The sequence below is a fragment of the Methylobacter sp. sgz302048 genome, from assembly GCF_052162025.1.
GTDB lineage: Bacteria > Pseudomonadota > Gammaproteobacteria > Methylococcales > Methylomonadaceae > Methylobacter.
This window is the reverse complement of sequence record NZ_CP197401.1, coordinates 4,137,497-4,162,280: the sequence shown is the minus strand read 5'-3', so window position 1 is coordinate 4,162,280 and position 24,784 is coordinate 4,137,497. Positions and strand designations below refer to the sequence as shown.

The window sequence follows — 24,784 nt, the reverse complement described above, 5'->3', positions numbered from 1 at the left end:
TACGCGATGCGTACAACTGGAGCGGTAACATGAAAGCAGGCATGATCGGACTCGGCGCGATGGGCGCCGGCATGGCCGGAAATCTCGCCAAGGCGGGCTATCTGACGGCCGTTTACAATCGCACGGCGGCAACGGCGCAAAGTCTGGCCGAAGGTCTGGGCGTAACCGCTTATGCAACGCCCCAGGCACTGGCGGCTGATGTCGATGCCGTGCTGATCTGCGTTTCCGCCGATCAGGATGTGCTGGATGTCGTCAATGCCGTCGCTGCCGCCATCAAGCCCGGATCGATCGTCGTCGACATGTCCACGGTCAGCAGCGAGACGGCCAGGAAAGCCGCCGCGATACTGGCCGAAAAACAGGCTGCCTTCCTCGATGCGCCGGTATCGGGCGGCGTCGAAGGCGCCAACAAAGGCACGCTGGCCATGATGATAGGCGGCGACGCCGATGCCCTGGAAAAAGTCCGCCCAGTGCTGGCGGCCATGGCGAGCCGCATCATGCACATGGGCCCGACCGGCGCGGGCCAGAATACGAAAGCCGTCAATCAGATCATGGCCGCCGGCATCAATCAGGCCGTGACCGAGGCGCTGGCCTTCGGGCAGACGCAGGGCCTGCCGATGGACAAAGTCATCGAAGTCATCTCCGGCGGCGCGGCCGGCAATTGGTTTCTTCAGCATCGCGGTCCGACCATGACGCGCGGCACTTTCGCGCCGGGCTTCAAGCTGGCGCTGCATCACAAGGATCTGAAAATCTGCCAGGCCATGGCCCGGCAGATCGGCGCATCGACCACGATGATCGACATGACGCTGGCCGATTATGAGCAATTGATGGCGGCGGGGCTTGGGGATGAGGATATTTCGGCGCTGTACCGGCTGAAAAACAAGCTATGAGTAGGGTACGCATTGCGTACCATTTTCAACGCATTGTAAGTGCATCAAAGCCAGGGAAGGTACGCGGTGCGTACCCTACGAAATCGGCCGGATCAGTCAGCCCCGCAACAGCGCTTGAATTTCTTGCCGCTGCCGCAGGGGCATGGCGCATTCTTGCCCTGGTTGGTCTGTAGCCCGACCTTGCCTATCGATTTCACGATGCCGTTCAGGTAAAACCAGCGGCCGTTGTTCCGGACAAAGCGGCTGGCTTCGTTCATCACATGCTCCTCGCCGTCCTGCAGAAAATACGCTTTAAATTCCACGATCCCCTTGCTGTCCTTAAGGCCGCCTTTTTTAGTGCCGGTGATCTCCAGTCTTTGCCATTCGGCTTTTTCCCTGGAAAAGTCGACCGCCGCCGGCCGCGTGCTCGCATCCCAGGTTGCCAGCAAATAAGCTTCATCCTGGCGGGCATAAGCGGTAAAACGTGAACGCATCAGCGCTTCGGCGGTGGGCGCGGTTTTTTCTCCGCGGTGATACTGGCCGCAGCATTCGGCATAATCGAGGCCGGAGCCGCAAAGACAATGTTGTTGATCAGTCATTTCAAGTCAATCGATATAGAAAAGAATTATTTGCCCCAGCAATTTGCAGCCGTGTCTGAGCCCGACTCGGTTTTGACGTCTGCTTGATTAATTTGTAGGGTGCCACATTTTGCATCGGTGAATGTAGGTGTGGCCGTAGCGGTATAGCCATTGGCATCGGCAGCGGTAATGCTGATCGTATATTTGCCGTCGGGCGAAGAAGTGCCGAGGTTTAATCCGGCATTGGTCAAATCGGTCGTGTAAGCTGCATGATTGGCCCGCCATTTCTCTTCGGCCAATTGCACTTGCAACAATCCCGCCTTCCCGTCTGAGCGCTTGGCGCGTGTCACGTATTCGGTATAGGAAGGATAAGCAATTGCCGCAAGAATACCGATAATAGCCACCACTATCATCAATTCTATCAGAGTAAATCCGTCAAATCGTTTAAACGTCTTCATTGATTCTCCTTTTAAATTTTTATTTCATTAAGAATAGCATAACCGGCCATATTTGCCCGCGTCATGAAGGCCAGCCGATTAGCGTTCCAATTCAGCCGATAAGCGGCGTCCAGCGCTCCTGCCAAAAACCGATACCCATCTATACTTACCACAAACAAAAAAAGGGGATCAGATATGAAAAAATTAGGGAGTTCAGGCTTCTCGCTGATTGAACTGATGATAGTCATTGCCATCATGGGCATTATTGCGGCGCTGGCTGTGCCTTCTTACCGAGACATGCTGGCACGGAACCGGCTGAAACAAGTGGCTGAAGGGTTGAAATCCGACTTGCAATGGATGCGCGCCGAATCCATAAAACAAAGCTGCAATCTTCGGGCTTCTTTTACCGAAGGCGCCAATTGGTCTTACAAGATCTACATACCGCCTGCTGCTGCCGGCAGCGCATGCGCTCTTCAGCACGTCAGCCATGGGTGCCCCGCCGCAGCCACTGCCAATTGCAATTTAAAAACCGTAAGCAGCGCACAGTATGCCGGAACCAAAATGGATGATCCTGATTTCTTTAGCGCGCCTGAAACCGTAGCAGAATTCGATTTTCGACGCGGTGAAGCGAGAAGAAGCAATAACAGCTTAAGCCATGGAAGTGTGGAAATGATTTCATCCAATTATGAAGTAAAGGTGGTCGTAGCGCCCGTTGGACGCGTAAGAATCTGTAATGAACAAGGTTCGACCGGATACCCGAATTGCTGATCAGGAGAAAGCCGACATGAAAAAACAATCCGGTTTTACGCTCATCGAGATAATGATTGCCTTATTGCTGGGTTTGATCATTGTGGGGGCAACCATTGCCATTTACATCGCCACGGTCAGAAGCAGTACCGATACTGTCAGGTCGGTGCGTCTCAATCATGATCTGGAATCGGTCATGACAATCATGGTCAACGACATCAAGCGCGCGGGCTACTGGCGCGGCGCGGTAATCAACAACTGGCATATAGCGTATGTGGCCAATGGCGGCGCTCCCGTCAATGATCCCAACCCCTTTACCGCCGCTGCAACCCGATTAAACATAATCGGCGGCAATTGCATTTTATATAGTTACGATGCAAACAATAATGGCACGGTCGATGCCAGCGAATTTTATGGATTCAGATTTACCAACAATTCCATTCAAATGCGCTCGGGGGGCGCTAACACTACCAACTGCGCCAATCCCGATGACAATTGGGATGGATTTATAGAAGGCAATCAGCTGAACATCACCAATCTTCAATTCAGTTTCGTTGCCATGGCGGCGCAGGCGGCCGTCGCGAATGTTAACCCCGCTTTGCCCGCATTGGACGGCACTTCGCGCTGCCTGAACATTACCACAGGCGCTGCGCCCAATACCGGCGTAACCTGCACCGTAGCCAATGCAGGCGATTACATTTCCGTAAAACGCGTGGTTGATATTCACTTAACGGGCGCGCTGGATGCTGATCCGACTGTTACCAAGACCCTGAGCAGTACGGTTAAAGTCAGAAACGATCATATCTTCAGACAGCCATAGAGAATCAAGGGAACCTTCATGAAAACGATAACGCACAGATTCAAGAGCCAGCAGGGCGCCGCAAGTTTATTAACGGCCCTCGTGTTGTTGATCAGTATCACCCTTGTCATTTTGCTCACTTCCAAAGAAGTGCTCGTAGAAACAAAAGTCACCGCCGACAATTACCGTACCAGTCAGGCGACGGCGGCGGCCAGTGCGGCCATGAATCAGGCAGAGGCTTATTTTATGACCGGCGGGCTGGATCAAATAGATAACGATACAGGCGACGCCGGGGCTGATGGGTTAGTTGATTACACCAGCGCCTCGCCATTTTCTCTTGATCCTGATGATCTGACCGCCGGCACGCAAACCACCTCCGCACAGTTTTATTTCGACAACAGCGATGACAATGCCTGCGACTGCCAGGCCGATGCTTCCAAGACGATAGACAGTGATGGGGATGGCGACTGCTTTGGAACGTTAGGAAAAAACATGACTCGCGCCCTGGTGACCGCCAAAGGCTGGAGCGACGATGGCACCGCCGTTCGCACGGTAACCCAATGCATGGGCACTTTTGATATTTTTGATAACGGCGACGGCCCCAAACAGCCGTTCGTCAGCAAGGCTTCGGTGGGCGTATTCGGTAATGCGACAATCATTAACCGCTACACCAACAGCAGCATCTGGACAGGAGGACCCAATGACATCAGCGGCGCGGCTTTTGCCACTTATTTAAGGCCGTCAAACACGGAAACCAGCGATTACACCAAGGCCGAGTTAAACAGTGACTGTGAAGTGGGGCCGTGCGGCGACCCCGAAAACCCCGGCCCGAACACACAAATGGTATCCAATAACGCGGCCGGCGCGGGCATCGATATCATCACCGATGACGCGACCTTATCCAGTAAAACCGCAGATCAATTTTTTGATATGTTCTTTGCGCTGACCAGGACCCAGCTCATGAAGGCGGCTGAAAACGTTAATCAAAAACTACCCAATGCGGCGGGAGTAACAAACCCCAATGGCATGACCGGGATTATTTGGATAGACGGGAATCTTACGCTGAATGCCGGCGATATAGTCGGAACCCCCACCAATCCTTCGATCTTGGTTGTAGATGGCGATTTAACTTTAAACGGGGGCGCGGCTGTTTATGGCGTGATTTATATAACAGGGGGCATACAGATAGCCGGCGGCGCGCTTGTAAAAGGTTCCGTGATAGGCGAGAGCAACACAGCCAGCGGCGGTGGCGGTACTTTGAAGCTGGTGTATGTGCCTATAGGGGGAGACGATCAGGCGCCGCCGTTTATAGTGGGTACCGGCATGATTGTTCCGGGTTCATGGAAAGATTGGTAATCAATAAATTAAACAGGATACAGCAATGAAATCAATTAACCCGATAAAAAACAGCATCGGTATCGGCCTGATAGAAGTATTGATTACCACTGTGGTCGTTGCCGTGGGCCTGCTGGCGATCGCGTCCCTGCAAGGCGACCTGATGAATGGCAGCGGTTTGAATAAAACCCGCGCGGAAGCCAAAGCGCTCTGCGACACCAAGATCGAGGAACTCAGGGACAGGATCGAAAAAACAGGCGCATCAGGCTATGATGCGATTGCATCTTCAGCCGCAAACGAGACTATTACAGGCACGAACGAAACCTTCAGCCGAGGTTGGGTCGTGCAGGACCTGACCGGTCCCGCCCGGAAACAAATCAGCGCAACCTGCAGTTGGGCCAAAGGGCAGGTGGTCGTGCAAAGCGTCGTGGCGTTTGAAGATGTGTGGGCATCAGGGATTGGCGCTCAAGGGCAAAACAGCGGTGTTGATACTGACGACCCCAGCACGAATGCCAATTCCTCAGAGGAAATTGATCCGGAGATCATCGATCTTCCTCAAGCGCAAACACCAAACAGCATTTATGACTACAATGGCAAAAAATATCTGGTTGGCGCCAGCGGTACGAAAGCTGCCCGGGTATATAGCTGTGGTATTTTAACGCCTTTTGAACACGACTTATATACTCGCCGTGTCGATAGAGACGGCGCGGTCGGTGACGAAGCGATTGAACTGTTTGAGAAATCTACAGTGGCTACCAGTTACTGCATTCCGAAAATCCGTTTCAATGGCGGCGTTATCATTCCGATCAGAGGCATTGTTCATTCAGCGGCGACCGATGCTAATAACAGTGCGACACTGCTGGATGTCAATTTATTTACTTTTAATGCGACGGAAAGCGGCACCTATTGCGTTTTTGATCCGATAGACGGAGCTAAAAGCGCGCCTTATGTATGTTACGTTGGCGGCAACTGTAAATTTGGCCCAGCCGGCACCGCAGTAAGTGGCACAGTGCCTGTTACGGAATGTCCTAATCCCACTTTTAGTGCAGCCAAGGTCGGCCTCGGCGGCTGGCGCGGCAAAGTGGGGTTGCTGGGCGTTGCTCCTAATGGCAAAAATGTCTGCTTTGCAGAAGAGCTGGCAGGGACTGCTACAACGCTTGATACGGCAAGAAATTACTATACGCGCAATAATGGCCTTAATGAGGGCATAAACAAGCCGTACAGTTGTCATGACTTTTTAATCGTCAATGGCCAGCAAAACGCAAAAGGCATGCACAATGAGTGCACTGCACAAGCAACTGCTATTGGTGGATTTAAGCTGGCATCTAAAAATATTCAGCGCGATATTACGGATAACAATGTCTTTGATCCTGCTAATGATACCAGTTATTGCGTAGGCAGTACTGCCACGAGCTATACGGTGGCCGGCACGGTAGAGAATGCCAACAGCGCGCCGACTGTCACTGTGCTCGGTGGTAATTGCACGGCCACAACGACTGCCTACACCTGCTACGTTACCACGGCTGAGACATCGCTCACCGTCAGTGGCAGCTATAATGGCGAAACGCAGAATTGCAGCTTCTCGCTGGATACGGCAAGCGGCTGTACCTTATCGTTTACACCTTCGAACAACCCGACTTATACCGTTACGGGAATTATTATGGGTGCAGCGGCAGGTTCAGTTTCAATCTCGCTTGATCCGTCAGGCATTCAGTGCCCTACAACGCCTAATGGCGACGGCAATTACACTTATAACTGTACTGTGACTGCAGCAGATCCCACTACTGCCACGCTGACAGCGACGACCTCAGTAATAAGCGCAGCGGTAGAGCCTGCCACGCAAGCAGTGACCCTGACGGGGGCGTCAGGTACGACGATCACAGTTCCGGGGCCTTTTGTTGCGAATGACGTCCCGACCTATACCATCAGCGGATCTATAAGTATTGAGGATAAAGTTGATAATTTAACAACGGTCACGGTAGCTGTTGATACCAACATGGGAGCTTGCACACTGACCGGAGGACACAGTGCGGGCATGGCTCCAACCTATAGCTGCATTGTTCCCAGCGGCGATAACCATCTCACCGTTGCCATCAGCCCTACCTGTTCAGCGGGTAATGGCAACAAGAAGCACCAACTGTCCGATGGCGCAACTACATCGCTAAACGGAAGTTTGCTCATCGATCTGGGCAATGTGAGCGGAAATGCAACTAAGAACATTACAATCACAAAATCAAACACTAATTGTTAATCCCTCAGGCGGGACGGGATTTGCAATCCCGTCCTTTTCGTTTCTGTGATGTTTGAGTTAAGTGGAGCCGTTAATCAACGCCTGACGTTTCGGAAGGGTTAACTATTCTGTAAGGCTGGAGAGTGCTTCGGGTCGAATACCCTCAAGGGGCACAAGTGAATTCGACCCTGCAGGAATTTTTGAGACTTTTGGAAAACCGGAACACGCTATCCTTAACGTATTCCGGTAAGAAGGAAGGAAGACGCATCCTGGCATCTGGAGCTTGCCTAACGCGCCACGCTGAGCGAGTGTGTGGTGATCGTGGTGGATTTTGCGTTGGAAGCCTGGAGCATTGTTCTGGAAGTTCTGATTTTACCCCCTGGATTCGCCAAATAAATTCCGGGCGAAAGCGCAAGCATGTGATTGGCGGATAAGCTCGGACAGCATTTAATTGTTGGGCTTCAGGCCGGCGATCCGGGAGTCGATTCCACCAACGCCGCCGCTATTGCTGTCTGATGCCGGCGTTTTGACGTCGGTTTGCTCGGTGAAGCTGAAGGTCTCGGGTTTTGTGTCTTCTGGTGCGGTATGGGCGTCATGGATGCTTAACGCCACGATCAGGCTCAGTAGATAAGCGAAAAAATAATAGTAGCGCTGCATAAATACTCTCGTGACAGATGGAAAGTCGGCCAAAGCCGGATTGTTGGTGTCGTTGGCGGGCGTCGCAGTTAGTCCGAGATCGGGCAATTGCCGGCCTGCTGCTTCCAAACACAGTCACTGATAAACATGGCAATTAATATGCCAATACATAGCTATTTGAATTGCTTGATTTTTTGTTGCCGGTTCCGGGCTTAATCAATAAAACTGTGTTATATGGCGCAATCGATATGGCATATGACTCAATGCGTTAAGCTGGCTATATAACTGATGCTGCGCAATAACACTAAAACAGCACAGAGATCGATTTGTGCGTAATATCAATTAGACAGGACTCACTCGGCCTGTCAGCCGGGTAGACGGGGTTGATAAACCCTGCATTCGGAGCCGCTTATGCCGGGCTTCCGCTAAAGCTCCAACCCAGCCTACACAGATCCAAGGCGGCCTGCACAGCTTGAATCATGGCCTGATCTGCCCATCGACAATGCGGATCTTCCGGCGCGCCCTGTCTCCTATATGCTGGTCATGCGTGATGATCATCAGCGTCACGCCTTGCCGGTTCAGGCTTTCCAGCAGATCGATGATTTCGCTGCCGGATTTGCTGTCGAGGTTGCCGGTGGGTTCGTCGGCCAGCAGGATTTCAGGACGCATGATCATGGCGCGGGCGATGGCGATGCGCTGGAGCTGTCCGCCCGAGAGCTGGTCCGGCCGGTGGCTGGCTCTATCCTGAAGGTTGACATCGGCCAGCGCTTCGGCTACGCGCCGTTTGCGTTCTTTTGGCGGGACGCCGGCCAGGATCATCGGCATTTCGACATTCTCAGCGGCCGTCAGGCGCGGGATCAGGTGGAAAAACTGAAATACGAAGCCGATGTTCTCGCGCCGGACCTTGGCTAGTTCATCGTCGCTGAGCTGGGTCACGTCGCGGTCATTCAGGCGATAGCGGCCCGATGACGGTTGATCGAGCAGCGCGATGACGTTCAACAGTGTCGACTTGCCGGAGCCCGACGGACCCATGACCGACACGTATTCCCCCTTGTCGATGGTGAGATTGATGTCGTTGAGGGCATGGACGGTCTGCTCGCCGACCTGGAAGTAGCGGTGGATGTTTTTCAGCTCGATCATGGCTGTTCGCGCACATGCGCTCCGGCCTTGACGCCCTCCTGGCCTACCGATAGCACGACTTTGTCGCCGGCCTTGAGACCCGACAGCACTTCGACATAATTCCAGTTGGACAGGCCTGGCTCGAAGGTCCATTCCTCAAGCACGCCGTCATCTCTTAGGACCAGGACGCGGTTTCCGTCCAGCACCGCTTCGGCCGGCACCCGGAGCGCCTGGCGCTTGTCGGACAGCAGCACTTCGATGTCGGCGCTATAGCCGGGCAGCAGATCCTGAAGGTCTCGCGGATCGGTCAGCTTCACTTCGACTTCGACCGTGCGCGCCTGTTTTTCCTTCTCCTGTACATACGGCGCGATGCGGCTGACGGTGCCCGAGCAGCGTTTCTCGCTGCCGAAGGCATCAAGCGACACGCAGGCTTTCATGCCGGTTTTGATTTTCGGCGCATCGACTTCATCGATCGGCGCTGAGACATAAAGACAGCTGACGTCGAGCAGATCGATGGCCGGCAGGGTCGGAATGCCGGGCGGCGAGGGCGTGACGTATTCGCCCAGCTCGACATTGATTTCGGCGACGGTGCCGTCAAAAGGCGCCAGCACGAGCGTGCGGTCAATGGATGCGCGTGTGAAATCAAGATTGGCCCGGCTGACGGTAATGGCTTCATGGGCAGCGGCACAGGCGGCGTGCTTGGCTTTGGCTTCAGTGGACTTGATATCGACCTGCTCTTCGGACACAAACTGATTTTTTTGCTGCAGACGGATCAAACGATCGGCCTCGCGCTGGGCGCTGGCCGCCATCAGGCAGGTTTGCTTGGCCGTGGACTGGTTCTCCTTGATCTGGGCCTGCTGCAATTTCATTTGCTCTTTCAGATCCTTGTTCCAGACTTCCATCAGTAATTGACCTTGCTTGACTTTATCGCCTTCCTTGACATGCAGTTCCGCAACCTGACCGCCGGTCGCAGGCGCCAGATAAGCGCGCCGGCAGGCCTTGATCGTGCCGACGCGGGTATTGGAAACTGTGGCGCTGACTTCGCCCCGCTCGACTACCGCCGTTTTGACCGTAACGGGTTCGGTCTTCCGCAAGGCAAAATAAGCACCGCCAATGGCGATGGCGATCAGAATGAAAATGAGGGTTTTCTTATTCATTAACCAAATAATATGCAGTAAAAATGTAGGGGCGAATTCACTTGTGCCCTTTGGGTATTCGCCATGGGCGACCTGCCAAAAGTAGGCGCTCTAGGCGAAGTCGCCCTACAATGGTCTCCCATTCCGGCATAAAGGCGACTGCCAACAACAGGAGCTCATGGGCGAATGGATTCGCCCCTACAAGTTTCGCCCCACAAGAGTATAGCTGTATTCATTGTTTTAAGCCGCTCTCCAGATTGCGTCGCAAGGTGTCGAGAAAGTCCTCGGTGTTCAGATAATGCGATTCATTAAGCTGATCGCCATGAATGCACAGCGCCAAATCCTTGGTCATCTGTCCCGACTCGACCGTTTCCACGCAGACCTTTTCCAGTGTCCGGCAAAAATCGATCAGGGCCTGGTTGCTGTCAAGCTTGCCTCGGAAAGCCAGGCCGCGCGTCCAGGCGTAAATCGACGCGATGGGATTGGTCGAGGTCGGCAGCCCCTGCTGGTGCAGGCGATAATGGCGCGTGACGGTGCCGTGCGCAGCTTCGGCTTCCATGGTTTTGCCGTCCGGCGTGACCAGCGTCGAGGTCATCAGGCCCAGCGAGCCGAAGCCCTGGGCCACGGTGTCGGACTGCACGTCGCCGTCGTAATTCTTGCAGGCCCAGACGAAAGCGCCGCTCCACTTCAAGGCCGAGGCGACCATGTCGTCGATCAGTTTATGCTCGTAGGTGATGCCTTGCGCGGCGAAGCGGTCCCGGTATTCGGCCTTATAGATGGCCTCGAAAATGTCCTTGAAGCGGCCGTCGTATTTTTTCAGGATCGTGTTCTTGGTCGACAGGTAAAGCGGCCAGCCGCGGTCGAGCGCGACGTTGAAGCAGCTGCGCGCGAAGCCGGCGATCGACTCGTCGGTATTGAACATGGCCAGCGCCACACCGTCCCCTTCAAAATGGTAAACGTCATGCGCCTGCCCGGGGCTGCCGTTATCGGGCGTGAAGGTGATAGTCAATTTGCCGGGGCCGTGCGTGACGAAGTCGGTGGCGCGGTACTGGTCGCCGAAGGCATGGCGGCCGATGCAGATGGGCTGCGTCCAGTTCGGCACCAGGCGCGGCACGTTTTTGCAGATGATCGGCTCACGGAAAACGGTGCCGTCCAGGATGTTGCGGATCGTGCCGTTCGGCGATTTGTACATTTTCTTGAGGCTGAATTCCTTGACGCGCGCTTCGTCGGGCGTGATGGTCGCGCACTTGACGCCGACGCCGTGCTTTTTGATCGCCTGTGCGGCATCGACCGTGATCTGATCATCGGTCTTGTCGCGATTCTCGATGCTGAGATCGTAGTACTCGATCGGCACCTCCAGATAAGGCAAAATCAGCTGCTCTTTGATGAAATGCCAGATGATGCGTGTCATTTCATCGCCGTCCAGTTCTACTATCGCATGGTCTACGGTGATTTTTTTCATCGGACTGTCCTCGCGCAGGGAAGTAATGGCCTGATCAATATAATCCATCCTTGGGAATTTGTATCTATAAGGATGGTAGGGTAGAGCCTGCACATGCTTCACAAACGGGCAGGGCTGCAAACTCTATCCTGCTTGATGAATTTGTATCTATAAGATTATTGCCGTGCAAAAATGTTAAAATCTGAACTTTCCGCTTTCATTATCCTGTCTTTTACTGACCGATGACTTATACCGAAGAATTTTTTGCCAGGGCCAAAGAGCTGATCGACGCCGGACGCTTTATCGACAACAAGGGCTGGGTGCCGGCCACCAGCGGCAACTTTTCCGCGTGCCTGTCCGACGGCACGATCGCTGTGACGGTTTCCGGTAAGCACAAGGGCCATTTGCAGCTCGATGACATCATGCTGGTCGACGCCGAAGGCCAGGCGCTGGACGGCAAGAAACCGTCGGCCGAAACCCTGCTGCATACTTCCATATACCGGCGCTTCCCCGAAGTCCGGGCCGTGCTGCATCCGCATTCGGTCAACGCAACACTGGCATCGCGCATTTTCGGCCAGGAAATCGTGCTGGAAGATTATGAGCTGCTGAAAGCTTTCAGCGGCATCGATACGCATGAGACCCGGATTGTGATCCCGGTGTTCGCCAACGACCAGAATATCGCGCGCCTAGCCGGCAAAGTGGAGCAGTATCTCGATATGCACGGTGCCATCCAGGCCTATGTTATCGCCGGGCATGGCTTTTATACCTGGGGCGGCAGCGTCGCTGAGGCGCTGCGCCATCTCGAAGCCCTGGAATTTTTATTTGAGTGTGAACTACGCATGCAAGGAGTTAGAAAACCATGAGCGCATTAACTATCTATGCCGACAATGCCCCTGAGCAAGGCTGGCTCTATACCGATTTTACCGACATTAAAGACCAGCTCGATGCCATAGGCGTGCAGTTCGAGCGCTGGACCGCCAACGGCGAACTGCCGGCCGATGCCAGCAACGAAGCGATAATTGCCGCCTATCAGGACTCGATCGCGCGCCTGAAGCAGCAGTACGGTTTTCAGTCCGTCGACGTGATCAGCTTAAGGCCGGATCATCCCGAAAAAGGCATACTCCGGCAAAAGTTCCTTGCCGAACACACGCACAGCGATTTCGAAGTGCGCTTCTTTATCGAGGGCAGCGGGCTTTTTTATCTGCATGTCGGCGATAAAGTCTATGCCGTCCTGTGCGAGCAGGGCGATTTGATCAGCGTGCCGGCCAACACAACGCATTGGTTCGACATGGGCGAAAACCCGAATTTCAAATGCATCCGTCTGTTCACGACGCCGGAAGGCTGGGTAGCCGAATTTACCGGCAGCGATATCGCTAAAAACTTTCCAACCTACGACCAGTATGTGGCGGTGCTATGATTAAAGCTATTGTTACCGATATCGAGGGTACGACCTCATCGCTGTCCTTCGTCAAGGACGTGTTGTTTCCGTATGCGCGCGCCCATCTGGCCGAGTTTGTGCGTAGCCATGCCGATGAGACCGACGTTAAGGCGCTGCTGGATGATGCGCGCGCCGAGGCCGGCGCCGACCTCGATACCGAGCAGTTGATCAAGCAGTTTATCCAATGGATAGACGAGGACAGGAAAATCACGCCGTTGAAATCGCTGCAGGGCTTGATCTGGGAAGCCGGCTACCGGCAGGGCGATTTTACCGGCCATGTTTACAGCGATGCAGTCCAAAACCTGACGAAATGGCACGCCGGCGGTATTGCTTTGTATGTTTATTCATCCGGTTCGGTCTATGCGCAGAAGCTGCTGTTCGGCTATAGCGACTTCGGTGATATGACGCCGCTGTTCTCCGGTTATTTCGATACGCATATCGGCGGCAAGCGCGAACAGTCCTCTTACGAGAAGATTGCTGCGCAATTGGGCCTGCCGGCTGACGCTATCTTGTTTCTGTCCGATATCAAGGAAGAGCTCGATGCCGCGCTCGCGGCCGGTTTCAAAACGATTTGGCTGACGCGCGACAGCGCGCCCGATGCGCAGGCCGAGCACCGGCAGGTTGCCAACTTCGACCAGATCGGTTTCTGAGCGAGTCGGACTGATAAACCCGGCATTTCAAAGTTTCTGATGCCGGGTTCGCGCCAAGCTAAAGCTCATCTTATCTGTATGATTTTTATTAAAAAATATATATTTTTTACGGAATGATTGCCGTGCCGTTGTGTCTAATTTGGTATGTTAGCTCATCGTGGCATTTTTATAGACGGTGGGTTTTCTACCAACTGAAGCGAGAAGTGACTCTGACGCTTGTTTATTTTAAACCCAACTAAATCAGGAGGTGAAAAATGCACGCGCGAGATCTGAAGCTGGACAAATTTGCGTTGTATTACGGCATTCTTTTCGTTGTTGTCGGCATACTCGGTTTTATACCCGGCCTTGTGACGGCGCCGCCGATCAATGCGCCTAAGGTTGCCATCGATACCGGGTATGGCTGGCTAATGGGGTTGTTTGCCGTTAACGTGGCGCATAACCTCGTGCACTTGGCTATTGGCGCTTGGGGCATTATGAGTGCAAAGGATAGCCATCAATCACTGATATTTGCGCGCGGCGTGACCATTATTTATGGTCTGCTCACCATTCTCGGCATGATCCCGGCCACCAGCACCCTGTTTGGTCTGGCGCCGATTTTCGGCCATGACGTATGGCTGCACGCCTTATCAGCACTGGTGGCCGCCTATTTTGGCTATGGTCCGCCCGCTCACGTCTATCATCCAACACTTCAACACTGAGTGTAGTACGCAATGCGTACCCTACAACATTGATATAATTAGGCCGCTTCGTTGTCTTCAGCATCGGAGCGGCCTAGTTGCATTCAGGCGTCAGTGAACTGCGCCAGAATTGCCCTTCTTTATCGAACAGGCGACGGCTCTCCGGCGGCCCCCAGGAGCCGGCCGGGTAAGTGGCGATATAGTCACGCTCGATGGCCCAGGTTTGCAGGATCGGGTCGATGATGCGCCAGGCGTATTCGACTTCATCAAAACGCAGGAACAATGACCGGTCGCCGATTAGCACATCCAGCAACAGGTCTTCATAAGCGTCATGGTTTGTTTCATGTTCCTGCCGAAAGCCGGCATCAAGCGAGCTCATGCGCGTGCGCATTTCCAGCCCCGGTTCCTTGATCGCCATCTCGATGCGGATGCGTTCCTCCGGTTGTATCCCCAGCAATATCCAGTTCGGATTCTTGCAGCTTACTTCTGTGCCGCGAAAAAACTGTAATGGCGGATGGCGAAAGCAGATCGAAATGACCGATTGTGCCTTGGCCATGCGCTTGCCGGTGCGCAGATAAAACGGCACGCCGCGCCAGCGCCAGTTGTCGATGTACAGCTTCATTGCGGCATAGGTTTCGGTAACGCTGCTGGGCGGGATATGTTCTTCCTGCAGGTAAGCCGCGACCTTTTCGCCGTTGATGCTGCCCTTGGCGTATTGGGCGCGGAACGCATGCGCGTGCACGGCTTCTTTCGGTATCGGCCGGATCGACTTCAGCACTTTGACTTTCTCATCGCGCAGGGCTTCGGCTTCCATGGATGCGGGCGGCTCCATCGCGACCAGCGTCAGCAATTGCAGCAGATGGCTCTGGATCATGTCGCGCAGGGCGCCGGCCGTATTGTAGTAGTCGCCGCGGCCGTTGATGCCGATGTCTTCGGCGTGCGTGATCTGGACATGGTCGATATAGTTGCGGTTCCACAGCGGCTCCAGCAGCACATTGGCGAACCGGAACACGAGCACGTTCTGCACGGTGCCTTTGCCCAGATAGTGGTCGATGCGGTAAATCTGCTCTTCATGCAGATAATGGCTGATGCGTCTTTGCAGCGATTGGGCGCTGTCCAGGTCGTAACCGAACGGTTTTTCGATGATCGCGCGCCGCCAGCCGTCTTCCTCGTCGAACAGGCGGTGATGGCTCAGTTGTTCCATCACGATGCCGAAGTCGGCCGGGCTGACAGCCAGGTAAAACGCCACATTGCGCGGAAACTGGCCGGAGTCGAGCCGTTCAGCCAGTTCTGCATAACAGGCTTCCTGCCGGATATCGCCTTTATGAAAATAAAGGCGGGCGCTGAAGCGCTGAAAAACGGCTTCGTCGAGGCTCTCGCTAGTCTTGGCCTGAATCATCGCTCTAACTTCGGCTTGCCATCGGGATTGATCCCAATCCCGGCGCCCGATGCCCAGAATGCGCGTGCCTTCGGGCAGGCGTTTTTCGGCATCGAGATGATAGAGGGCCGGCATCAGCTTGATCCGCGACAGATTGCCGGTCGCTCCGAAAATGACGTAGGTGCAGGGTTCGGTGCTCATGATGCCTGTTAAACAGTATAGGTTGACGCCGAGGTCTTGCCGCCGCGCCCGGTCCAGTCGGTATGGAAGAACTGCCCGCGCGGGTGGTCTACGCGTTCATAGGTATGCGCGCCGAAATAATCGCGCTGCGCCTGCAGCAGGTTGGCCGGCAGCCGTTCCGTGCGATAGCCGTCGTAATAGGACAGCGCAGCCGAAAACGCCGGGGTCGGGATGCCCAGTTCGATGCCCAGCATGATGGCCTGGCGCCAGTCCTGGTCGGCTTGTTTGATGGCATCGATGAAGAAGTCATCCAGCAGCAGGCTGACCAGGTCAGGGTCGGTATCGAAGGCGTGCTTGATGTCATTCAGAAAGCGGCTGCGGATGATGCAGCCGCCGCGCCACATTAGGGCGATTTCACCATAGTTCAGCGCCATCTGGTATTCGTGCGAGGCTTCGCGCATCAGGCGAAAGCCTTGCGCGTAGGAAATGATCTTGGAGGCGTACAGCGCCTGGCGGATGGCATTGATCATGGCATGCCGGTCGCCGCTGAAGGTATGGGCGTGCTTGGGCAGCAGCCGTGCGGCCTGGACGCGTTCCTGCTTTTGCGCCGACAGCGAGCGCGCGAATACCGATTCGACGATCAGCGTCAACGGAATGCCGAGCTCCAAGGCATTGATGCCGGTCCATTTGCCGGTGCCTTTCTGGCCGGCCGCATCGAGAATGTTGTTGACCAGCGGCTGGCCGTCTTCGTCTTTGTAGGCAAAAATGTCGGCTGTGATCTCGATCAGATAGGAGCTGAGCTCGCCCTGATTCCATACGGAGAACAGCGTATGCAGTTCGTCGGCTGTCAGTCCCAGCCCTTCGGACAGTAGCTGGTAGGCTTCGCCGATCAACTGCATGTCGCCGTATTCAATGCCGTTATGCACCATTTTGACGTAGTGGCCGGCGCCGCTGTCGCCGACCCACTCGCAGCAGGGCTGGCCTTCCACCTGCGCGCTGATGGCCTGCAGGATCGGCTTGACTCTGGGCCAGGCCGCCTTGTTGCCGCCGGGCATGATGGACGGGCCGTGCCGCGCGCCTTCTTCGCCGCCCGATACACCGGTGCCGATATAGAGGATGCCTTTTTCTTTCAGGGCTTGCGTGCGGCGATGGGTGTCCGTGAACAGCGAATTGCCGCCGTCGATGATGATGTCGCCGTGAGACAATAGCGGCAGCAGGTCGTTGATGTACTGGTCGACTACGCTGCCGGCTTTGACCATCAGCATGATGATGCGCGGCGTCTCGAGGCTGTTGACCAGTTCTTCGAGCGAGCGTGTGCCGATAACGGCGGAATCTTTGGCAGGCCCCTCCAGAAACTCATCCACCTTACTGGTCGTGCGGTTGTACACAGCGACTTTGAAGCCGTGGTCGTTAATGTTGAGGACCAGGTTCTGGCCCATGACCGCCAGGCCGATTAAACCGATATTCGCTTTCATGTCACCTCCGTTAAGTGCCAGTACTTGAGGAGTCGCCTGCGAGCTTAACACTCCGCTTTGTCCTGTGACTTAAGACGGCGGCAAGGGTTCACGGGTTTTAATCGGGAAGGCGGGCGCTAGCCCGTCTGTTCGGAACCGCTCTGCTTGATGCGGGCCCGGGCGCGTATCATGGCCGTAATGACGACAAACAGCAGCGCCGCAAGGGATAATTCCAGCAGCACAAAGGCGCCGATCTTGAAATAGGCGAACAAAGGGTGGCCGAACCGGACCAGCCAGCCGCCGGCCTCATCGGCTATCGCCGATGCATAAACCAAGCCGCTGAGCCAGATTTTCAGCCGTACCGAAAAGTCGGTCATCAGCATCAGGTGCGTCAGCGTTACGGCCAGCATGCCCATCGAAAACAGGTGGAAATGCGACACTTCCAGCATGCCTTCATAGCTTCTCGGCTGGGTGAACTGCTCCTCCGAGCCCAGGTAATAGGCAATGACAGATTCGGGCGTGAGGCTCATGCGGTGAAAGTACATCAGCCCGTTGCTTACCCACAGCAGGGCGATATAGCCCAGAAACATCAGGACCAGCGCATTCAGCAAGGCTTTGCGCTGTTGTTCGCCGGTGACGAAGTATCGCATCAGTCTTTACTCTTGTCTTTGATCATGACCTCATAAACCGCCAGTACGCGGCGGACCTTGTCCAGTGCGGCTCTTGTGCTCAGTGTGGCGCCGGAAATGCCCTGCACGCCTTTATTGAAATCCTGGTCAGGCAGCAGGCGGTTTTTCAATTGCTCATACCAGCGTTCGGGCGGCTGATATTCGGGCGGTTCGTGAAAGGCCAGGGTCACAATATTGCTGACGGCGCCGTCCGGCGTCAGCACGATCATTAAAGTCTCAGGCTTGGTTCTGACCGTGCCCGTTTCAATCGCCGCATAGCCCAGTAGCTTGTCCTGCTCCTTGCCGACATAAAACGTATACAAACCCGATTCCAGTTTGCTGCGTGAAAGCTGCTCGATTTTGGCTACTTCCTGTTCATCAGGAAACAGCGATAACTGCTCCACTTGGGCGTTCTTGCCGAATGCCAGTTCCATGGCTTCGTTCTTGCTGTAGAAAATCTTGGCGAAACTTGGGGCGGCGGCTGCGACCAGCATGAGCAGGAGCATATACCGCACGCCTTTTCTGATTACTTTCATTGAGTTCTCCAGTACCGGGCCGAAAGTCGTTGAATACGTTAAAAGGACGGGTATCTTAACAAAATTCCGGCCGAACAGCATGGCGAGGCGGGCTCAATCGGCCCGCCATTGATCCTTCACTAGAAAATGAAGCCCAATCCCAAGTTGAAGTCATCAGGCAGATTGCCTTTTTTGGCCGTGAAATTGCGGTAATCGGCCTTGATCACGACGTTCGGAATCGGCTTGTAGTTCAGGCCGAACTGGTAGATCTGACGGTCTTTGGTCTCGTCGTCAGCGAAGCCGGTCGGCGTGCCGGCGATCGTATCGAATTGCTCATAACGGAAGAACGGAGCCAGATACTGGGTCGTATCCTTGACCAGCAGCGGCAGGATGTCATAGCCGACTTCGGTGTACCAGCCGTAATTCGATGAGCCGATCGTCTGGCCTTTGGCGGCGCTGAGTACGTCCGCGTCGTCGATATGACCCCATGAGCCGAGTGTGCGGAATTCGAGGCCGCGGTATTTCCATTGCACGTGCGCTTCATACAATTGCGTGAAGGCATCGACCTGTTGGCCGCCAAAATCCTGGTTCTGGCCGGAATTGCCGGCGTAGGCCGAGCCGCCGACTGACAGCCCCGGCAAGGCTTCGGGCGCATAGTCCACGCGTCCGACAAACGCCAGATCCTCGGCCTTGGCCTGGCTGCCTTTCTGCCGGCCGGAACGGATGCCGTCCGAAGTGAAATCAGCCGCATTCAGGCCGTTGACGACATAAGCTGTATAGGTCAGGTTAGGCAGTATTTCACCGAACAGGCCGACGCCGATTTCGCGCCAGGTGCTGGGAATGATCTGTCTTTCCACTTCAGGACGGTTGTTGCCGAAGTAAAAGGGAGGCTCATGTATCGTGTTGATGAAGCCCATCGGCAGGAGCACCATACCGGCGCGTATGTTGGCCATCGGATCGATAAAGAAATCCAGCGCTGCGAATTCAACCGAGACTGAACCGCCATCGTCTGTTGAGCCATGCTCAAACTCGATCTCACTGTTGAACAGGATGCTGTCGGTAAATTTGTAACCGGCATATAACACGAGACGTTCAAAATCGGCGTTGTCTTTCTTGCCTTTTTCATTGCCGACGATGGCCTGGTAATTGGCTTCGCCGTAACCGCCGATCGACAAGCCCTTGCCGACCTGATAGACCTTGGATGCCGCAGGGCCCAGGCCATAGGCGCTCTTATATTTCGGTTCCTCAGGAATCACCAGTTCGGTGCGCAGTTTCTCGACTTCTTTGCTCAGCACATCGGTTTTGCGCTCCAGGCTCTTGACATTGCCGTCCGCAGTCGCGGTCGCGGTCTTGGCCGGCTGCGGCGAGGCAGTCATCTGCGCTTTCATCGAATCGATCTGTTTCTGCTGTTCCTGAATGATCTTCCACATGTCTTCCATGGTTTGCGGTTTTTCCAGCGCGTTGGCCGATGCGCTAAATGCAATCAGCGTGGTTAGGGCGCCGCCTTTAAAAAACGATTTGTTATTCATTGTTATATCCATTCCGTCGCTAAATTATCGATGAGCAAAGTATAGGGTAAATATTTATGTTATTGCAAATCATTCTTATTTAGATAAATAGTTGCTTCTGCCTGGTTTTCTTTGTAAGTATTGAATGACTGCCGATTGGCAACCTTTCGGATTGATTTTGAGCGAGAGATGACAGTGACAATAGAGACGAAAATGCCGGAGACTGATCGAGACATACTGAATGAAGGCGGGGATCAGTGCCTTTAGTTATCAAGAATTTGTCAGGCAACCCTTACATAGCTGTGTTGTAACAAAACTGTAATAAAACCGTCATGAAGCTGTCACGTCGCTGCCCTATTCTTGCGCCTTCAATTTCCTATAACAATGAGAGCAATAATGAAATTCTCTAGACTTACCTTGGCAGTGACGGCCGTTCTGGGGGCGGGCATGTCATCTGCCGCTTTTGCTATTGATCTGTATGTCGATCAAGATACACAACAGATTTTCGCTCAACCTGGTCCTAACCGTGTCAAGTTAGGGACTTTCGAAAAAGTGGAAGAGGCTTCCAAGCAAAAGGCAGAGCTAGAAGAAATTCGCAATGATCTGGCATTAAAAAACAACGAACTCAAGGCTCTGGATGAGCATATGAAGGAAGCTGAGCAAGTTAAAGTCAAAATGGATAAAAAAGGCTTGCAAGTCGAATCGGCTGATAAAAATTTCAAATTTAAACTGGGCGGTCGTATTCACGCGGATGCCTCATTTCATAGCGGCGACGATTTCACCAAGCGAACTGTAGATAGCGACACAGGAGAAGTCACTTTCCCACACGTCGAAGCTAATGACGGCACAGAAATCCGCCGTGCCCGTATGGAATTTCAAGGTACTTTCTTTAAAGACTGGGAATTTAGAACTGTTGCGGATTTCGCTGATGACAACGTCAGAATGAAAGATGTATGGTTGCGATATGCCGGTTTTGACTGGGTACATATCACGGCCGGTCAGCAAAAGCAAAACTTCAGCCGTGAGCTGTATGAAAGCTCTAATGATCTGATGTTTACAGAACGTTCATTAATGAACATTCTGAACAATCCGACCGTTGATCGTGCTATCGGTCTTAATTTGAACTCCAAAGGCGAAAATTGGACAGCGGCATTAGGTGTTTTTGGCGACTCGATCACGCCTAATAGTAATAGCGATAAGGCCGATGAAGGCTGGGGCATTTCATCTCGTGTCACTTATGCACCGATTCAAGAGAAAACCAAACTGGTGCATTTAGGTCTGGCTGGTAACTATCGTGTGCCGGACGATGACGGCACGGTGGCAAAAAATAGAAAAATGCGGCTGGACTATGAAACAACGAATATGTCCAACCTCAACCTGATCGATACAAATATTGATAAGATAAAAAATATCAAAATGCTCGGCTTGGAGGCGGCCGGTATGTATGGGCCTTTCTCTGCCGGCGCGGAATACACGCGTTCCTGGATAGATCGTGAAGATGGGGCTGCTAACGGTAATCTGGAGTTGGATGGCTGGTATGCTGAGGCGGCCTGGACCATAACTGGAGAATCTCGTAAATACAAAGAAGGCGTATTTAAATACCTGGAGCCAAACAAACCATTTAGTTTGAAAAATGGCGGCTTGGGAGCTTGGGAACTGGCGACCCGTTATTCGACAGCTGATCTGAATGACGGTGGTTTCCACGGTGGTGAAATATCCAACGTAACGGTGGCCTTAAATTGGTATATCAACAGCAATTTCCGTATGATGGCTGATTACACTCGTGTACTGGATATAGAAAACTCTCCATTAACTACACCGGCTGGTCTGCCATTGACCGGAGACAATATCGGTCTGGATACCTATATGTTGCGTGGCCAGGTAGCATTTTAAATGATTGTAAAGTCAGTTCCCTTCTAAATTGTTGTAAAATTAGGCTCCTTACGAAGCTGCCCTTTTATGAGGGCAGCTTTTTTTTTATACAAAATTTCATCTGTTTAGGAACAAGTCTGGCTAGCGGTTAAAATACCCGCTATTTAGTCTGGTTTTCCCATGAGGTTGTCGTTGAAAATTTTTAGCATTATTACCCTGGTTTCCACTCTTTTATTGTTTGCTTGTGTATCGGCACCGGTTGTACCGGCCAAGTGGGATCTGGAATCCGTCTCACTTTATTACTCAGGCTACGAAAAAGGCACCGAGATTGTCAGTGTCCAACAGTCTACACTGCGCGCGGTGCTCAGCAATTTTGAGACCGGCGAAGTCGATGTACTCGATATCAGTAAGCCTGAGAAATTGCGCAGGATAGCCCGTTTTTCATTAGGGCTAGGCCAGGGCGAGGAGTTTACTTCCGTAGCTTTTCACCCGTCACTCGATCTGTTCGCGGCGGTCGTTGATGCGGGTATCAAGCGCGGCCGGCTGGAAATCCGTTCTGCTTCAACGGGTGAGTTGATTGATAAGGTTGAGACCGGCTTCGGTTCGGACGCGGTAGTTATGTCATCCGATGGCCGTTTGGTTATGGTCGCCAATGAGGGCGAGGATTTCTGGTTTGATCAGCAGAAGAAACAGTTTTTCAAAGCCCGAGGCAGCGTTTCTATCATCCACCTGGACCAGAACGGCCAGGTCGAAGCCAATAATAATCTGAAGTTGGCTGATGTAACCACTCGTGAAGGTTTTGTCATCGAAGAGCAAGGTCATTATCTGGAGGTGGAAGTCGACTGGAATGGCGATGGAAAAATCAGCAAACAGATGGATTTTGACGGCAATGGCGTGATCAAGGATAAAAAAGTCAGCCTGGGCCGCTTTGAAGAGTCTGAGGTTTTTGGCAACGAGGCCAAAGGCGAGCGCAAAATATTGATCCCGATAGTCGGCCATGCGCCTACTTTGCTGGAGCCCGAATATATCGCTATCTCACCCGATGCAAGCTGGGCTTTTGTAACACTACAGGAAACCAATGAGGTCGCTGTCGTCAATTTGATCAACGAAAAGGTCATGGGTTATTACAATATGGGCGTCACGGCACATAAGGCTGACTTAAAGAATGACGGCTGGGTGCAGTTCGACCAATCCATTATCGCCTTGCGGGAACCCGATGGCATTGCTTTAACTAAGGACGGGCGCTTTTTTGTGACAGCGGATGAAGGCGATACGGAAACATCAGCCAAAGCCGAAGGCCAGACATTGAGCGGCGGCCGGACCATCAGCGTCTTCAATACCAAGACGGGAAAGTTTGTCGGCGATACGGGCAATCAGCTAGACGAGATGGCTTTTGCGCACCATCTCTATCTCGACAGTCAAAGCGGCCGGAAAGGCGCCGAGCCGGAAATGCTGGTTTCCTTTGATATTGAGGGTACGTCCTGGGTTGCGGTCGGAATGGAGAGAGGGGGAGCGGTCATGCTGATTTCCTTAGCCGATCCCGAGCATCCGAAAGTCGAGGCATTAGGCAAGATTCCGGGCGAAGACATCAAGTCGCCCGAAGGCATCGCGCATTTCATGCTCGGTGAGGATCATTATTTACTTACAGCCAATGAAATGAACGGCACCGTTGCCGCTTTTAAAATAGTCAGGACAGCGCCAGACGCCCGCCCTTGATAATCGCGGCCGTTGTCCAGCCATCAGTGCAGGTTGAACAGCGGCTTAAACCGCCGCAGGCCTTGCCAGGCATGGCACTACTTGAAAATTAGCGTTAATGGATTACCACTTAGACCTGCACGTGAATAGTTTTCGCTCACTGGAATTGTTTGTACTGGCTCTGGCCAATTACGGCCTGATGTATCTGGCCAATATGTTGCTGGCGCGATGGCTCAGTGTCGGCGAGTTTGACGGTTACAACGTGGCTGTGTCGGTGGTAACGTTGCTGTCAACCCTGGCGACTTTGGGCTTAGAGAAATATGCCTTGCGCGCAGTCGCTCTGTTGCGTGACCGTGAGGACTGGCAGAGGTTCCACGGTTTCTGGTTGTTTGCTTTGCGCGGCATCAGCGCTTTCAGCCTGCTGTTGGCGGCGATGCTGGGCGTCAGCCTTGAAGCTTTCTGGGCGCTGAACCAGGACGCAACACGCGTCGTTATTGTCACCTTCGCGGCGTTTTTGCCGATCATCGCCGTGACGCTGTTTCTGGTTGAAGTCATTGCCGCGCATGGCGCGCAGCTGCTCAGCGTCGCGGTCTACAGGCTGTTTCTGCCGGCGATTTATCTTGTGCTGCTGATTGGCTTGTCAATCAGCCCTGTCAACGTATCCGCTTTAGCTGCCGTGCTTTGTTTCGGCGGTGCCTGGACGATGACATTGGCTGTTATGTGGACCATAGCCAAGCTGTTGATGCCGGCAGGCATTAAGAAAATAGTGCCGCTCATGCACGGCAGAAAATGGCTTAGGGGCTCTTTGCCGCTGGTTATGAGCAGTCTGATGCTGACCGTTATGACCAGCGGCGGCGTCATCATTCTGGAAATACTCTTTCCTTCCGGCCTGGAGGTTGGCATCTATGCCGTGGCCGCCCAGACCGGCGGTTTTATTTCCCTGATAGGGACTTCAACCAATCGTTACTATCTGCCCATGATGGTCGTGCTGATAGGCCGCGGCGACAAACGGGCGATACAGGCTCTCATGACGCAGAGAACTTTAGCGGTCGGCAGCCTGATTCTCGCCTTGCTGGCCATTTTGATCTTCGCGGGACGATCAATACTGGATTTGTTCGGCGAGCAGTTCAGTGCCGGTTATCATCCTATGCTGCTTATTGCTTCCGGTGCCTGCTTCAGCGCCCTGTTTGCCGATGTGCCTTATTATCTGCAGTTTATGGGCTTGCATCGTATTGTATTAAGCCTGACTCTGGTTGCAATGATAGTAATGGTGATATTGAGTTTCGTGTTGGGAGCTCACCTTGGCTCTCTCGGTGTGGCAGCGGCCTATATGGCTGCGGTCATGCTGTTATTCGCCAGTTTGCGCATCGTGGCAAAGCTGCATTTCCGCCGGCTGAACGGATAAGCTTCTTGCGGCCCGGACAG

General features: G+C 53.6%; 23 protein-coding genes. 12 read left to right on the top strand and 11 right to left on the bottom strand.

Going from position 1 to position 24,784, the window contains the following annotated elements:
- Positions 1–29: 29 nt before the first annotated feature.
- Positions 30–887, top strand: a complete 858-nt coding sequence (locus ACTNE6_RS18685) for an NAD(P)-dependent oxidoreductase (protein WP_442497837.1) — start codon at positions 30–32, stop codon at positions 885–887.
- Between the two features lie 92 nt (positions 888–979).
- Here ACTNE6_RS18685 and ACTNE6_RS18680 read toward each other — a convergent pair whose 3' ends face one another.
- Positions 980–1,465: a YchJ family protein gene (locus tag ACTNE6_RS18680; protein ID WP_442497836.1), complete on the bottom strand. Its 486-nt coding sequence runs from the start codon at positions 1,463–1,465 to the stop codon at positions 980–982.
- Between the two features lie 26 nt (positions 1,466–1,491).
- Positions 1,492–1,902, bottom strand: coding sequence for a type IV pilin protein (locus tag ACTNE6_RS18675; RefSeq protein WP_442497835.1), 411 nt, complete (start codon positions 1,900–1,902; stop codon positions 1,492–1,494).
- A gap of 174 nt (positions 1,903–2,076) precedes the next feature.
- On the opposite strand from ACTNE6_RS18675, the gene ACTNE6_RS18670 reads away from it, so the two are divergent.
- From ACTNE6_RS18670 to ACTNE6_RS18655, 4 genes are read left to right on the top strand one after another with little or no spacing between them, the layout of a single operon-like run.
- The gene (locus ACTNE6_RS18670; protein WP_442497834.1) at positions 2,077–2,649 is read left to right on the top strand and encodes a pilus assembly FimT family protein; all 573 of its coding nucleotides are present in this window, start codon (positions 2,077–2,079) and stop codon (positions 2,647–2,649) included.
- A 16-nt stretch (positions 2,650–2,665) separates the two neighbouring features.
- Entirely contained in the window at positions 2,666–3,448 is a 783-nt protein-coding gene (locus ACTNE6_RS18665) for a prepilin-type N-terminal cleavage/methylation domain-containing protein (RefSeq protein WP_442497833.1), read from the top strand.
- Between the two features lie 18 nt (positions 3,449–3,466).
- A complete protein-coding gene (locus ACTNE6_RS18660; RefSeq protein ID WP_442497832.1) occupies positions 3,467–4,783 on the top strand; it encodes a hypothetical protein in 1,317 nt (438 codons plus the stop codon).
- Between the two features lie 25 nt (positions 4,784–4,808).
- On the top strand, positions 4,809–7,013 hold the full coding sequence (locus ACTNE6_RS18655; protein ID WP_442497831.1) for a hypothetical protein: 2,205 nt from the start codon (positions 4,809–4,811) through the stop codon (positions 7,011–7,013).
- A 426-nt stretch (positions 7,014–7,439) separates the two neighbouring features.
- Here the strand turns inward: ACTNE6_RS18655 and ACTNE6_RS18650 are convergent, their stop codons facing one another.
- The 4 genes from ACTNE6_RS18650 to ACTNE6_RS18635 form a co-directional block, all read right to left on the bottom strand.
- Positions 7,440–7,757: a hypothetical protein gene (locus tag ACTNE6_RS18650; protein WP_442497830.1), complete on the bottom strand. Its 318-nt coding sequence runs from the start codon at positions 7,755–7,757 to the stop codon at positions 7,440–7,442.
- Positions 7,758–8,105: 348 nt separating this feature from the next.
- Positions 8,106–8,768 (bottom strand): ABC transporter ATP-binding protein, encoded by a 663-nt coding sequence (locus ACTNE6_RS18645; RefSeq protein WP_442497829.1) that lies wholly within the window; start codon positions 8,766–8,768, stop codon positions 8,106–8,108.
- Positions 8,765–9,904, bottom strand: a complete 1,140-nt coding sequence (locus tag ACTNE6_RS18640) for an efflux RND transporter periplasmic adaptor subunit (protein WP_442497828.1) — start codon at positions 9,902–9,904, stop codon at positions 8,765–8,767. Before ACTNE6_RS18640 ends, ACTNE6_RS18645 begins: the two co-directional genes overlap by 4 nt.
- Before the next feature lie 211 nt (positions 9,905–10,115).
- Positions 10,116–11,345 carry an NADP-dependent isocitrate dehydrogenase gene (locus tag ACTNE6_RS18635; RefSeq protein WP_442497827.1) on the bottom strand — a complete coding sequence of 410 codons (1,230 nt, stop codon included), beginning with the start codon at positions 11,343–11,345 and terminating at the stop codon, positions 10,116–10,118.
- Positions 11,346–11,566: 221 nt separating this feature from the next.
- Here ACTNE6_RS18635 and ACTNE6_RS18630 point away from each other — a divergent pair, with 221 nt between their 5' ends.
- From ACTNE6_RS18630 to ACTNE6_RS18615, 4 genes are all read left to right on the top strand, one after another.
- On the top strand, positions 11,567–12,187 hold the full coding sequence (locus tag ACTNE6_RS18630; protein ID WP_442497826.1) for a methylthioribulose 1-phosphate dehydratase: 621 nt from the start codon (positions 11,567–11,569) through the stop codon (positions 12,185–12,187).
- A complete protein-coding gene (locus ACTNE6_RS18625) occupies positions 12,184–12,741 on the top strand; it encodes a 1,2-dihydroxy-3-keto-5-methylthiopentene dioxygenase (protein WP_442497825.1) in 558 nt (185 codons plus the stop codon). Before ACTNE6_RS18630 ends, ACTNE6_RS18625 begins: the two co-directional genes overlap by 4 nt.
- On the top strand, positions 12,738–13,412 hold the full coding sequence (gene mtnC, locus ACTNE6_RS18620; protein ID WP_442497824.1) for an acireductone synthase: 675 nt from the start codon (positions 12,738–12,740) through the stop codon (positions 13,410–13,412). Before ACTNE6_RS18625 ends, mtnC begins: the two co-directional genes overlap by 4 nt.
- Positions 13,413–13,666: 254 nt before the next feature.
- A complete protein-coding gene (locus tag ACTNE6_RS18615) occupies positions 13,667–14,110 on the top strand; it encodes a DUF4383 domain-containing protein (RefSeq protein ID WP_442497823.1) in 444 nt (147 codons plus the stop codon).
- 73 nt (positions 14,111–14,183) lie between these two features.
- Here the strand turns inward: ACTNE6_RS18615 and zwf are convergent, their stop codons facing one another.
- From zwf to ACTNE6_RS18590, 5 genes are all read right to left on the bottom strand, one after another.
- Positions 14,184–15,668, bottom strand: coding sequence for a glucose-6-phosphate dehydrogenase (gene zwf / locus ACTNE6_RS18610; RefSeq protein ID WP_442497822.1), 1,485 nt, complete (start codon positions 15,666–15,668; stop codon positions 14,184–14,186).
- An 8-nt stretch (positions 15,669–15,676) separates the two neighbouring features.
- Positions 15,677–17,122, bottom strand: coding sequence for a decarboxylating NADP(+)-dependent phosphogluconate dehydrogenase (gene gnd / locus ACTNE6_RS18605; protein WP_442497821.1), 1,446 nt, complete (start codon positions 17,120–17,122; stop codon positions 15,677–15,679).
- Between the two features lie 116 nt (positions 17,123–17,238).
- The gene (locus tag ACTNE6_RS18600) at positions 17,239–17,751 is read right to left on the bottom strand and encodes a hypothetical protein (RefSeq protein WP_442497820.1); all 513 of its coding nucleotides are present in this window, start codon (positions 17,749–17,751) and stop codon (positions 17,239–17,241) included.
- Entirely contained in the window at positions 17,751–18,305 is a 555-nt protein-coding gene (locus ACTNE6_RS18595) for an FMN-binding protein (RefSeq protein WP_442497819.1), read from the bottom strand. Before ACTNE6_RS18595 ends, ACTNE6_RS18600 begins: the two co-directional genes overlap by 1 nt.
- A 119-nt stretch (positions 18,306–18,424) precedes the next feature.
- Complete coding sequence (locus ACTNE6_RS18590) at positions 18,425–19,813, bottom strand: hypothetical protein (protein WP_442497818.1); 1,389 nt, start codon at positions 19,811–19,813, stop codon at positions 18,425–18,427.
- Positions 19,814–20,188: 375 nt separating this feature from the next.
- Here ACTNE6_RS18590 and ACTNE6_RS18585 point away from each other — a divergent pair, with 375 nt between their 5' ends.
- The 3 genes from ACTNE6_RS18585 to ACTNE6_RS18575 all read left to right on the top strand — a co-directional run bounded on the left by ACTNE6_RS18585 (position 20,189) and on the right by ACTNE6_RS18575 (position 24,764).
- Positions 20,189–21,685 carry an OprO/OprP family phosphate-selective porin gene (locus ACTNE6_RS18585; RefSeq protein ID WP_442497817.1) on the top strand — a complete coding sequence of 499 codons (1,497 nt, stop codon included), beginning with the start codon at positions 20,189–20,191 and terminating at the stop codon, positions 21,683–21,685.
- Between the two features lie 171 nt (positions 21,686–21,856).
- Positions 21,857–23,380 carry a hypothetical protein gene (locus tag ACTNE6_RS18580; RefSeq protein ID WP_442497816.1) on the top strand — a complete coding sequence of 508 codons (1,524 nt, stop codon included), beginning with the start codon at positions 21,857–21,859 and terminating at the stop codon, positions 23,378–23,380.
- 97 nt (positions 23,381–23,477) lie between these two features.
- Complete coding sequence (locus ACTNE6_RS18575; RefSeq protein ID WP_442497815.1) at positions 23,478–24,764, top strand: oligosaccharide flippase family protein; 1,287 nt, start codon at positions 23,478–23,480, stop codon at positions 24,762–24,764.
- Positions 24,765–24,784: the final 20 nt, after the last annotated feature.